We start from the raw sequence: 12,943 nt of genomic DNA, 5'->3' as shown, positions 1-12,943 counted from the left end.
TTTTATTCCCATTTTGGTAGAATTAGACGCGTGTATTTTAGCAGTTTTTAACGATTATGATTAATATTGAAGCAACTCAAACTTTTTTTTCCGGTTTAGGTCTGGCATTCTGTATTCTAAGCTTTATCCTGGTATTTATTCCTTCTAAGACCAAATTCGGCATCATTTCCCTGTGTCTTGGAAATGTTCCTCTGTGGTCTGCCATTGTTATGCCAAAATCTCTGGCTCCTTTTATGGATTTTTTCCATGTAGATCAGTCAGCTGACCTGTTTGTGACAGGCTGTATCGCTGGTGTTGTCTGTCTTGTTCTATGGTATTTTTTGACCGGAAAAATAATGGGACTATATAAAGAGAAATTCCATAAAGACTCAAAGACTCAGAGTGAAGCAGCCAAGTCCACTTCAGATCGAGATTCAGAGGTCAATAATGGTGCAGATAATTCAGATTCACAGAATGATGCAAATGCCAATCCGCACCTTTTTGACAATCTGAAGGTCAACGACAAAGAGTAACCAACCTTTAGATAAGATGAAGATTATTCTCTCCACTATTGAAGATTCCTATGCAGAAAGTCATGTCCTCAAAAAAGAGTGGCATGATTTCGCCTCCTCCTTTTCCTTTAACCGTCAGAAAAGTTTTCTGGGAGGAAGAGCTCTGCTGCAGGAGAGCCTGTCAGAGTTTTACGGTGTAGATTCTCTTCCCCAGATTACTACACTCTCTCATGGTAAGCCTGTATTTTTTGAAAGCAGATATCCTTTCTTTAATATTTCCCACAGTTCTAAACTGATATGTCTTGCCATAGGTGACAGAGAACTTGGACTTGATGTAGAGTACATCAAGCCTCGCCGTAATATTGAAGGTCTTAAAAAGAGAATCCTTTCAGATGAGGAGTATGAGTATTTTGGAAGACTTGGCGAGGCTGATCAGTTAACTCTATTTACTTCTCTGTGGACTTTAAGAGAGTGTCTTATCAAGGTCTCAGGTCGTGGCCTGGTGGATATCAGCTCTATTGCCGCAGATATAGAACAGAGAACCTTTGATTATTTCTCAGTCCCTGAGGGCACCGAGGTGAATATCATCAGACTTGATTCAGTGCTGAATCATGATGGAGGAGCCTTCCTCTCCTACAGTTCAAGAGCAGGGGAGGAGAGTGAGTTTTATGTATTCAGGGAAGGCAGAATAATAAGAACCGACAACCCTGAAATACTGTACCGTTATCTAAGGTCAAATGTTAGTAGGCAATCTTAACGCTGTCTACACCAGCCATATCACGAATACCCTCAACTAGATCATCTGATGGCAGGAATCTGAATTTATCATCATGAAGCTGAATCAGTTTGTTATCGATAATGAGTCTTAAGGAACATCCGGAGATGACATCATCTGGATTTTCCGCCATTTTCTTTTTGGCATTGACTTCCTTGACATCAAGCTTGTTTCTCATCAGGATTTCATCAATGTAGGAGATGTTTTCATTGAGCACATGACTGGTGAAATTCAGTGTCAGCTTACTGGCTCGGTGCATTCGCAGAGTTTCAAGCGTATCAAAACTTGTGATTCTCATTCTGGTGGAGCCGTTTTCCGGATCCATGGTCAGCCAGCCGTCGAATACCATAATCAGCGGAGTTGGAATATCCTCTCCTTTTGCAGTCTTCTTTCTAAGCTCTTTTTTCTCCTCAAGATCATCCATAATTCTGATCATTTTGTCGGCATTCTTGCCAAAGAGCAGAGTTTCAAAGGTTGCTGTTCCGTCATCAAGAGTAATGATAAAGAACTTCTTGGTCGGATCTTTTTTTGACGGCATACAGCTTGCGCCGATGACCACGCCGCCGATCACCACATGATTTGGACTGTCTGGTGTGCCCGGCAGCATATTGTTTAAGGTGGTATCTCCGCAGTATTTAACCAGTTCGGCCTTGTAGCCGTCGATTGGATGTCCGGAAAGATACAGACCTAACAGAGCCTTTTCATGGAACAGTCTTACCTTGTCAGACCAGTTACGGACCTGAACGTAGTTAGGTTTAACGTTCTGATCATCCAGGGCTGCAAAGAGATCCATCTGTCCTGTGGCCAGATTGTCTGATTTCTGCGAGGCATATTTGATTGCCGTAGGAATTGAGGCCAGCATTTGAGCGCGGTTAGGTCCTATACTGTCCAATGCTCCACTTTTTACCAGGGCTTCCAGGGTACCTTTAGATAGGAAATTGGTACCTACACGGTAAACAAAGTCAAAGAAATCTGAGAACTTTCCGTGGGCCTCACGCTCCTCCACAATATGATCCACCAGTCTCTCACCGATACCTTTAATAGCGGAGAAGCCGTAGATAACATTGCCCTGAAGATCAACACCGAAACGGAATTTACCGATATTCACATCTGGTGGATTTACATCTACACCCAGACGGTGACATTCACCGATATAGGCAATCAGTTTCTCTGTCTTCATACAGTCGGCAGTCATCATGGCGGCCAGGAACTCAGCCGGGTAGTGAACCTTAAGATAAAGAGTCCACCAGGCTACAAGAGCGTAAGCTGCAGAGTGTGACTTGTTGAAGCCGTATGCCGCGAACATTTCCACCTGGTCGAAGATCTGTCCCATGATTTTCAGATCTTTACCTTTTTTCTGACATCCTCGATTGAAAACGTCACGCTGGGCGGCCATTTCAGAAGGGATCTTCTTACCCATGGCTCGACGCAGAATATCCGCACCGCCCAGAGAGTAGCCTGCGAGCACCTGAGCAATCTGCATAACCTGCTCCTGGTACACGATAACTCCGTAGGTGGAATCAAGGATTGGTTTTAAATCCAGATCCTGTGCCTCTGGAAGCGGATAGCTTACAGGCTCTGTTCCGTGTTTTCTGTCTACGAAATGATCCACCATTCCGGAGTTTAGAGGTCCAGGACGGTACAGGGCCACCAGAGCCACAAGATCATCAAAGCGGTCAGGCTGCATTTTACCGATGAGCTTACGCATACCTGTGGATTCCAGCTGGAATACTGCAGTAGTTTCCGTCTCCTGAATCATCTTGTAGGAAGCTTCATCCTCATAAGGGATAGCGGCAATATTAATAGGAGGCTTGCCCTGTCTTGCAAGTTTGGCGTCGATCATCTCCTTTGCATCGTCAATGATGGTCAGGGTGGTCAGCCCCAGGAAGTCGAACTTAACCAGACCGGCGTGCTCAACATCCTTTTTATCGTACTGAGTGATCGGACGTCCGTCAGAATCCAGCATCAGCGGGGCGAATTCAGCAATTCGGGTTGGGGAGATAACCACACCAGCTGCATGTTTACCGATACTTCTGATAACACCTTCAAGTCTTACAGAAACGTCTATAAGTTCAATTGATTCCTTTTCGTCGTTAGCCTTGGCACGTTTGTAGAATTCCAGAAAATCAGGTGATACAGATTCACAGGGATTGCCTTTCTTATCTATACCGAAACAGGCTTTGAAGGTGGTGCCAGGGGTTTCAGGAATCAATGCAGCAACACGGCGCACCTGTCCTAGCGGTACTCCGATTGCACGGCCCACACCCTGAATAGCAGCCTTAGGGGCCAGGGTACCGAAGGCGGCAATCTGTGATACTGCTGTACGGCCGTAGTGATCCACCACGTGCTGCAGAGTCATCTGACGTTTTCTCTGACAGAAGTCCACGTCGAAGTCAGGCATAGAGACACGCTCAGGATTCAGGAATCGCTCGAACAGCAGATCAAAGCGCAGAGGATCGAAGTCAGTAATGGTTAGAGCGTAGGCTACAAGTGAACCGCCGCCTGAACCACGTCCAGGTCCTACAGGTACACCATGAGCCTTGGACCACTGAATAAATTCCATCACGATAAGGAAATAGCCAGGGAAATCCATGGTGATGATAACGTTAAGTTCGGTTTCCAGGCGCTTCTCGTAGATAGGTCGTTTCTCCTCTCTCTCCTTTTCATCTGGGAAGAGGAATTCCAGTCTTTTCTCAAGTCCCTCATGGGCCTTCATTCTAAGACAGTCAGCAGTTGAGAGCTCACCGGTGTCATAACGTGGCAGACGTGGTACATCAAGCTCAATTTCCACGTTGCAGCGTTCGGCAATACGGCGGGTATTGATGATGGCTTCAGGTAGATCTGAGAAAAGTTCTGCCATCTCCTCAGGAGATCTCATATACTGCATTGGAGAATAGGTACGGGCGTTTTCGCGCGAACCTTTTGAGCAGCCCTGCTGGATGGAAACACGAATATCGTGAACATAGTAGTCAGGAAGTCCGTCAGCAGGTACTTCATCCGGTCCCATCAGAAAACGGGTGTCATTGGTTGCAACAGGACAGAACCCATATTCAATGCAGTAGTTCAGAGCTGCGATTTCAAACTGACCTTCGCCCTCTCGGTTGGTTCGGGTGATTTCAAAACAGAATCTGTCGCCGTAGTATTTCTGATAAAGAGCAAGACGTTCTTTGATTTTCCCCTTTTCATCTTCTCTAAGAAAAGCGCCGATATCTCCTCGGAAACCGTTTAAAAGGATCAGTCCCTCTGAGTATTTCCACAGATCATCAACAGTGCAGACCACATCGGTAATATCTGGTGAGCCGGTATTTACCCATGCATCGGAGAGAATATCGTATAGATTCTGTTTACCCTGACGGTTTGTTGCCAGAAGGGTAACAGTAAAGATTCTTTCAGGATCACCTGGTTTAGTGTTTTCCTTTACCTGAAGATCTGCTCCCATGATTGGTTTGATTCCGGCACCGTAACAGGCGTTATAGAATCTGACAAAGCCCGCCATATTATTGTAGTCGGTGACAGCAATAGCCGGCATATGAAATTTTGAGGCTCTTTTTACAATATCACCCACGTTCTGCAGACCGTCATTGATGGAATAGCAGGAGTGAACATGAAGCGGTACGTAAGTTAATTCTCTATCAATCATTTATATGTTTTTCTTGAATTTTTTTATGAGGCAGGCGCCATTTACTATCTTTTTTCAGTTCACCATTCTAGCAGATTTTGCATTTGCATTTTCTGAATACAATTCAGAGTTTTCAAGAAAAAAGCTTCTAGGGAGCGGTATTTTGATTTTTTATGATTAAATGGCGGTTTTGTGCAAGAATTTGCTCGGATTGTGCAGACGTATTTTTAAGTAAACAACTATAATTTTAATATAAGGAGTAAAAACAGAGAGGTCTGTTCTATGAAGCTTTGCAGATTGATTATTCTGTCTGTCATGTTGTTCCTCTTTGGATTGACAGCTCCTGCCTATGCAAAAATAACCGTGACCGTTGCACATACCCATGTGGAGACACATCCCCAGCACAAAGCTTTTCTGGTATTTAAAAACTATATTGAAAATGAGATCGGTGATCGCTATGAAATCCAGATTTATCCCAACGGTCTTGCCGGTTCAAACGAGCAGGTTTTTTCTCTGGTTAAACTAAATTCCATACAGTTTATGGCAATCTCTGCCTCACTGCTGGAGAACTCTTCCAAGCAGTATGCGATTTTTTCTGTACCTTATCTGTTCAGATCAGAGGAGATCTATGAGCTATTCATACGTGATCCTGAGGTGATTGCTGAACTGCAGGCTCAGGAGAAAAGGAAATTTTTCAGACCGTTAAGTGCTTTTACTGCGGGTACTAGAAATTTCTATGCATCTTTCCCGATTAGAACTGTAGATGATCTTAAGGACAGGAATTTCAGAGTGCAGATTGGTCGCAATACAGGGCTGATGATGGAAGCCTTCGGAGCCAACGACTATGTTATGTCCTTTAAAGATGTCTATCCAGCCTTAAAGAAAGGTGTTGTTGATGGAGCGGAGAACAATGAGCTGGCTTTGGTAGACCAGAGACATGGAGAGATCTGCAAATACTACTCTTATGATGGGCACCAGATGATCCCTGATATGCTGATAGGATCAGAAGAATTTCTCTCTTCTCTAAGTCCTGAAGATTATGCTGTATTTCAGGCTGCGGCCATGGAGGCTCAGCGTGTTGAAATCAGGGAATGGAAATCTCGTGTGAAAAAGGCGATTAAACAGGCAGAAGAGATGGGGGTATCCTTTATAAAAGTTGATTCAGAGTCCTTCCGTAAAAAGGTTCTGCATCTGCATAACAGTCTGCTTTCCGACAATCCTGCCATAAGAAAGCTTTATGTTATCACCTTGAAGTATCAGTAGAATCTTTCTTCCTAGAATTTTTTCTTAATCATTTCTCCTCGTCAGATGTTTTTTCGACGAGGATTGTTTTTGTCATAAGACATCTACATGATTCCAAGATCGGTTCTGCGGCGGGTCAGATCAGGACTGAAACTTGGGGCCAGTCGTCTTGCCAGATCATGCACAATCTTGATGTTTGGATTCTTGGCGCGATTCTTAAGAGAGCACAGGGCCACACGGAAGTTTGACCAAGGCAGCTCCTTTATAACCACCACATCATTCTTGAATGGAGAGATATCATAGACAAGTCTTGGAACCACGGAAATTCCAAAGCCTAAGGCTGTGATTGACACTATAGCCTCATGACCTGATATTTCTGAATAGATATGTGGAGGAACTTCGAGAGACTGGAAGAATTTTTCCACCTCATAGCGTAGCTGTCCTTTTTCAGGCATTACAAAAGGAACACCAGAGAGATCGTTTGATGTCAGATCATTTTCAGTGTTATAACGGGGCTTTTTTGGTGCAATCAGAATCAGGGGGAAAGTTACCAGATCAACATAGCGGATATTATCCGGAATTTCATTTGGCAGAGCGCTGATTACAAAGTCGGTATCCGGATCTTCGAGCTTTAAAAGAGCTTCGGCAGGATCACCGGTTTCAAGTTTGATCTCAAGATTAGGTGCAGTCAGATGCAGCTCATTTAGCAGTCTTGGAATGAACAGATATGAAGCTGTAACCGAGCAGAAAATTTTTACAATACCGCTGGCGGTCTGCATATTTCCATTCAGATCATGCTCAAGCTCAGCATAGGCATTTAGCGTCTTTCTGGCGAATTCTTCAAATTTGTGACCGGCTTCGGTAATAAAGATTCCTTTCTTATCACGGATGCACAGTTTGGTGTTAAGCTTTGCTTCAAGTTTGTTCAAAGTTCTGCTTAGGGTTGAAGGACTCACTTCACAGAGAGTTGCTGTTCTGGTTAGGTTTGAGGTCTCACATAACCTTAAGAATGCCGCTGCGTCTTTTAAATCAATCACTGTATTTTCTTCCTGAAACTTGTCCTATATTGCAAAAATTGCAATATAAAATAATTCGTATTCCATTTTATAAAATTTCTGCTATGATTAAAAGCATATACCGCAAGGTTTAGTTTTTTTTAGTTTTTTCTTTTCTATGGTATAGGTCTTAACATGGCTAATTTCAATTATTTCAATACATTGAATTTACGCGAGAAGTTAGCACAGCTTGGCTGCTGTGAGCTGATGGATCGCAGTGAGTTTGCTGATGGCTGTAATTTCTTAAAAGGTAAGAAGATTGTAATCATCGGCTGTGGTGCTCAGGGTTTAAACCAGGGCTTGAACTTAAGAGATTCCGGTCTTGATGTAAGCTACGCATTACGTCAGTCTGCTATTGATGAGAAGAGAGCATCCTTCAAGAGAGCAACTGAGAATGGCTTCAAGGTTGGTACCTATGATGAGCTGATCCCAACCGCTGATCTTGTAATCAATCTGACTCCAGATAAGCAGCATGAGGCTGTGGTTAACGCTGTTCAGCCTTTAATGAAGTCAGGTGCCTGCTTAGGTTACTCACACGGTTTCAATATGATTGAGTTAGGCATGCAGGTGCGTAAGGACATTACCGTAGTTATGGTTGCTCCTAAGTCACCTGGTACTGAGGTTCGTGAAGAGTTCCGCCGTGGTTTCGGTGTTCCAACTCTGCTGGCTGTTCATCCAGAGAATGATCCAAACGGTGAAGGCTGGGATTATGCCAAGGCCTGGGCTGCTGGTACCGGTGGTCACAAGGCAGGCTGTCTGCGTTCTTCATTCGTAGCAGAGGTTAAGTCAGACCTGATGGGCGAGCAGACCATTCTTTGCGGTGTACTTCAGGCTGCAACAGTTCTGTGCTATGACCACGCTGTAGCTTTAGGTGCTGACAAGGCTTATGCCTGCAAGCTTCTGCAGTACGGCTGGGAAACCATCTGTGAGGCTTTAAAGCAGGGCGGCATCACCAACATGATGGATCGTCTGTCAAATCCTGCAAAGATCAAGGCATTCCACCTGGCTGAGGAATTAAAGGCTCTGATGAAGACCTTATACCGCAAGCACATGGATGACATCGAGAGCGGTGAATTCTCCCGCATCATGATGGAAGACTGGGCAAACAATGACGTAAATCTTCACACCTGGAGAGAGAACTACGCTAAGTGTGCATTCGAGAACGCTCCTGCCTGTGACGAGAAGATTTCTGAGCAGGAATACTTCGACAAGGGCACTCTGATGGTTGCTTTCTGTAAGGCTGGTATTGAACTTGCTTTCGAGACCATGACCGAGTCTGGTATTTACCCAGAGTCAGCCTACTATGAGTCATTACATGAGCTTCCTCTGATCGCCAACACCATTGCTCGTCGTCGTCTATATGAGATGAACGTGGTAATTTCTGATACCGCTGAGTACGGCAACTATCTGTTCGCCAATGCTGCAATTCCTCTATTAAAGGAATTCATGAGCCGTCAGAAGCTGGATGTATTCGGTGAGACTCTTCCTGGTGACAACTGCGTTGATAACGTTGAGCTGATCAAGGTTAATGACGCAATCCGCAATCACCCAATTGAGATTGTTGGCCGCAAGCTGCGCGCTTACATGTCAGACATGAAGACTGTTGCTGTAGGCAACAACTAATCATCAGAATTACAAAGATTAATTCAATATATCTTAGGATGGGATCGCAGGGTTCCATCCTTTTTTTTGAATAAAAATCAGTATGATATATGATTCAGATCTGTTTAAAGTGAGTTTTTGAGCTTTTCTATAATGGAGAGATCGGCTTCAAGCCATTTGACCTCGGACAGTTCTGAAAGCTTAAGCCATTTTGCGGACATGTGTTCTAAAAGAGAAGGCTCCACACCGTCCAGGGAACAGAGAAAACAGTCCATATGCAGATGAAATTTAGGATAGTCATACTCAATGGCATCAAAAAACTGCCCAACCTTTATAGGACAGGCTAGCTCTTCCATGATTTCTCTTTTTAAGGCTTCTTCACGGGATTCTCCTTCCTCGATTTTTCCTCCGGGAAACTCCCACCAGCCTTTGTAGTCTCCGTAGCCTCTCTGGGTTGCAAAGATTCTTTTATCCTCACTTACGATAATGGCTGCAACAACATTAATAGTCTTCATAGTATTTCATCCAGCTGGCGCAGAGCCTCATCAAAATCACTCTTGTACTGATCCTCGGAGATGGATGGAGTTTCTCCTAAAGGATAGTAATCAATATCAGCTGCAGGCAGTTCTCTTAGGAAACGGCTAGGAGATATGGCTGTTGGAATGCCTCGGCGTGAGGAGGTTTCTCGGGCGAGGAGCATGGTCAGCTCCTTTCTGGCTCGGGTAATACCTACATAGGCAAGACGTCTTTCCTCATCCACATTATCCACATCAGGATTTTCATCGGAAGGCAGCGAATTCTTGTGGGGCAGACAGCCTTCTTCCATGCCAACAAGAAAAACATAAGGAAATTCAAGTCCTTTTGAGGCGTGCAGCGTCATCATCTGCACCGCATCATTATCCTGGTCGTCATTGTTGCGATCCATCATCTCACGCAGACCAAGCCTATCTACAGCCTCAACAAAGGAAAGAGTATCTCCGCTCTTTTTACCTCGGATTAGATCAGTAATCCAGGTCATCAGCTGTTTAATGTTGTTGGTTTTGATTTCAACAGCTATCTTACTTTCTGTATTGGCCTTGATGTAAGCATTGTAGCCGATGATCTCCACAAGATTTTCGGCAAGTTCAAGATCTTTTTTAGACAGTATGAGAGATCTCATTTTAGTCAGAAGCACCATAAACTCTGTCATGGATTTTTTCTGTCTTGGGATCATGTCATTGGCAATATTCGGATTCAGGGCGGTTTCGTATAGAGATTTTCCGCTCTCTTTTGCCTTGGTAAACAGATAGTTAATGGTCTCTGCTCCGATTCCGCGACGAGGTACATTGATGACTCGAAGCAGTGCCATATCATCAAAAGGGTTACAGATTACTCTGCACCAGCTGAGCATATCCTTGATTTCCACCTGTTCAAAGAAACTGGTTCCACCTGAGATAAAGCAGGGAATTCTTGCTGAATGAAAGGCCTTTTCAAGCATCTTGGACTGACCGTTGGAGCGGTACAGCACTGCATAATCCTTCCACTCGGTGTGATTACGGAACTGATGGGCCAGAATCAGCTGTACAACTCTGTCAGCCTCGTCTGCTTCAGTTCTAAGTTCCATGATCTTTACCTTCTCTCCTTCTGAGGAATTGGTGAACAGAGTCTTGTTGAAGATATGTTCATTGTGGGAGATAAGGGTATTGGCACAGTTAAGAATGTGCATGGTGGAACGGTAGTTCTGCTCAAGCTTGATAACCTTAAGATCGGGGAATTCGTGGGCCAGGACCTTGATGTTTTCTGGTCTTGCGCCTCTCCAGGCATAGATGGACTGATCGTCATCACCCACTACGGTAAAGGTTTTATAGTGAGAGGTCAGACATTTTAAAAGCTGATACTGTGTCTCATTGGTATCCTGATACTCATCCACCAGTACGTATCTGAAGAGTTTTGTATATTTTTCCCTTACCCTGTCATTGTCTCTGAGCAGCAGTGTGGTCTTGAAGATCAGATCCTCAAAGTCGGCAGCATTGCAGGCTTTTAAGTACTCCTGATAGTCATCATAGATTTCTACTCTGACGGTTCGATCCTCGATATCCTCAGGTCTTTGAAGATTGGTCTTCCAGTTGCTGATCATTGAGGCGATTTCCTCAACCACATTCTTCTCGGAGTTATCTACCAGAATCTGAGGGTATTTCTCTCTGACGATGTCTCTTATAACCTTAAGAGAGTCGTACTGATCGAAAAGGGTAAAGTTCTTTGACAGCCCCATCTCCAGATATTCATTCTTGAGGATGGTAAGACCAAGAGAGTGAAAGGTTGAGATGGTGATTTTTGATGCAATTTCATTACCAAGCTCTTTCTTGACACGATCACGCATTTCTGCGGCTGCTTTGTTGGTGAAAGTAACCGCACAGATATTCTGAGGAGGAATATTGTAACTGTGGATCAGTTTTACGATTTTGGTGGTAATTACGCGGGTTTTGCCAGAGCCGGCTCCTGCTAAAACCAGACAGGGGCCGCTGATATAATCAACAGCCGCCTGCTGTGCATCATTCAAACGCATGTCTAGAAGTTACTCGTTTTGACAAAGAAGGCTGGTCGTCCCTGCTCATTAATGGTTTTTACTGTAAACTCTCCGCCTTCGGAAATATCCACATTCAGATTCTGAATGCATATACCCTCGGCAGCTTCACGGGCTGACTGATTACACAGTAAAATCATGGATACCTTCAGAACCTGGTTTTCGTCCTCTATCTTTCTGATAAGTCCTGCTGCTTCCTGTTCGGTTAGGGCTGTCAGATCCACAAAGGTCACAAGCTCGGTATTGCTCTGAATAATCATTGAACCAACACCGGTAATCAGCTGAGAGATTAGGGTCTCCTTCGTATATTCTATAAATCTGATGTTATCTCCCAAAGATACCGAATCATTTGGGGTGTTTGCTCTGATGATTGATTCTAAAGCGTTTCTCTGGCAGTTAAGTGCAGCATAGATGCATTTCTTAGAGCTGTTCTTCATCAGAGATGCACAGATGCGTCTTAAAACCATTGGATGTCCGCATAGAGAATACAGAGATGGAGAGAATCTCATGGCGGTGAGATCATCACTGCTGTTTATGTATCTGTAGGCTGGTGCGGTACTCTTTAAACCGTCAAGCTTAACCGTCAGCATCTTCTCTAAAGAGGCAAGTCTCTGAGATAAGGTATCACGATCTCTGCACAGCGCCTCATTCAGATCTTTGTAAGGATGTGCAAGATTTATACGGTTGAAGCTCAGTCCTGCCTGGAACATCAGTGATCCAAGCTTATTTGCAGCCTCTTCTCCTGCAGCATCATTATCAAGACATATATAATAATGATGCTTTACACTGACACTGCGGATTTTGTCCATAAGCTGCTGTATGTTTCCAACTCCGCCCAATGCAACCGCATGCATACCTAGGGTTTCAAGAGAAAGAGCATCCATTTCCCCTTCAGTGATGAATACGGTTCCTTCCTGATCCAGAATCTCGTTGTTATAGATATTGAAAAAGCCTTTCTTTCTGAATCGGTTCTGTGAATCCGCAGGCAACGTATTTCTTGCCACATAACCATGTGTACCGTAAGGAATGATTGCAGCCTTCCAGATTACGGAGTCAGGGTTATTATCACCGTCTGCATAGTAGTTATCATCAAAGCCAAGACGGAATTTTTCAATAACCTCGTCGCTAAGCCCTCTTTCCTTAAAGTATCCGGTAGCACCGGACATTTCACAGCACTTTCTGATATAGGCTGAGTAATCATAGGTATCCTCACGACTGAATGTCTGGAAAGGTGACTGTTCAATCTCATTGATTTTTGGGGATAGCTGATTATTCTCTGTGGCTGGTTTCTGCGACTGCAGCGAAGCTGCAATATTCTGAGCCTGTCCAAAGCCGCTGAATGTAGGCTGGTTCGGTGTATTTGATGCGGTACTGCCACGGGCGTTAAAAGGATGCAGTCTGGCTTCATCAAAAGGAGAAATGGAATTTACGGTTCTATGTGGAGTAACACCACTGGCGTTCATATTTGATGGATTGAAGCGGTCACCGTTCAGAAGGCCTGCACCGAATGGTTCTGGTTCAATATGACCAAATCGGCTCTCATCAATCTTTGTACCACCGAAAACATCGTCCGATTTGATGGCATCATTCTGTCCG

9 protein-coding genes are annotated in these 12,943 nt (G+C 44.2%); 4 read left to right on the top strand and 5 right to left on the bottom strand.

Going from position 1 to position 12,943, the window contains the following annotated elements; all coding sequences use genetic code 11:
• Positions 1-56: 56 nt before the first annotated feature.
• Both QZU45_RS04480 and QZU45_RS04475 read left to right on the top strand, forming a co-directional pair.
• Positions 57-512, top strand: coding sequence for a hypothetical protein (locus tag QZU45_RS04480; protein ID WP_295352140.1), 456 nt, complete (start codon positions 57-59; stop codon positions 510-512).
• 16 nt (positions 513-528) lie between these two features.
• Entirely contained in the window at positions 529-1,248 is a 720-nt protein-coding gene (locus QZU45_RS04475; RefSeq protein ID WP_295352137.1) for a 4'-phosphopantetheinyl transferase superfamily protein, read from the top strand.
• On the opposite strand, the gene dnaE is transcribed toward QZU45_RS04475, so the two are convergent.
• Positions 1,232-4,906 (bottom strand): DNA polymerase III subunit alpha, encoded by a 3,675-nt coding sequence (dnaE, locus tag QZU45_RS04470; RefSeq protein WP_295352135.1) that lies wholly within the window; start codon positions 4,904-4,906, stop codon positions 1,232-1,234. The genes QZU45_RS04475 and dnaE overlap by 17 nt on opposite strands.
• A gap of 261 nt (positions 4,907-5,167) precedes the next feature.
• On the opposite strand from dnaE, the gene dctP reads away from it, so the two are divergent.
• Complete coding sequence (gene dctP / locus QZU45_RS04465) at positions 5,168-6,148, top strand: TRAP transporter substrate-binding protein DctP (RefSeq protein ID WP_295352132.1); 981 nt, start codon at positions 5,168-5,170, stop codon at positions 6,146-6,148.
• 83 nt (positions 6,149-6,231) lie between these two features.
• Here the strand turns inward: dctP and ilvY are convergent, their stop codons facing one another.
• Entirely contained in the window at positions 6,232-7,164 is a 933-nt protein-coding gene (gene ilvY / locus QZU45_RS04460) for an HTH-type transcriptional activator IlvY (protein WP_295352130.1), read from the bottom strand.
• 153 nt (positions 7,165-7,317) lie between these two features.
• On the opposite strand from ilvY, the gene ilvC reads away from it, so the two are divergent.
• Complete coding sequence (gene ilvC, locus QZU45_RS04455) at positions 7,318-8,805, top strand: ketol-acid reductoisomerase (protein WP_295352127.1); 1,488 nt, start codon at positions 7,318-7,320, stop codon at positions 8,803-8,805.
• Positions 8,806-8,909: 104 nt separating this feature from the next.
• Here ilvC and QZU45_RS04450 read toward each other — a convergent pair whose 3' ends face one another.
• The 3 genes from QZU45_RS04450 to QZU45_RS04440 all read right to left on the bottom strand — a co-directional run.
• Positions 8,910-9,299, bottom strand: coding sequence for a (deoxy)nucleoside triphosphate pyrophosphohydrolase (locus QZU45_RS04450; RefSeq protein ID WP_295352124.1), 390 nt, complete (start codon positions 9,297-9,299; stop codon positions 8,910-8,912).
• On the bottom strand, positions 9,296-11,329 hold the full coding sequence (locus tag QZU45_RS04445) for an ATP-dependent helicase (protein WP_295352122.1): 2,034 nt from the start codon (positions 11,327-11,329) through the stop codon (positions 9,296-9,298). The genes QZU45_RS04450 and QZU45_RS04445 overlap by 4 nt, the downstream gene beginning before the upstream one ends.
• A gap of 2 nt (positions 11,330-11,331) precedes the next feature.
• On the bottom strand, positions 11,332-12,943 hold a 1,612-nt coding region (locus QZU45_RS04440; protein ID WP_295352119.1), incomplete at its 5' end, for a toprim domain-containing protein.

Source organism: uncultured Succinivibrio sp., from assembly GCF_902756765.1.
Classification (GTDB): domain Bacteria; phylum Pseudomonadota; class Gammaproteobacteria; order Enterobacterales; family Succinivibrionaceae; genus Succinivibrio.
Note: the sequence above shows the minus strand (reverse complement) of the source record. Positions and strands in the feature narration are given on the sequence as shown.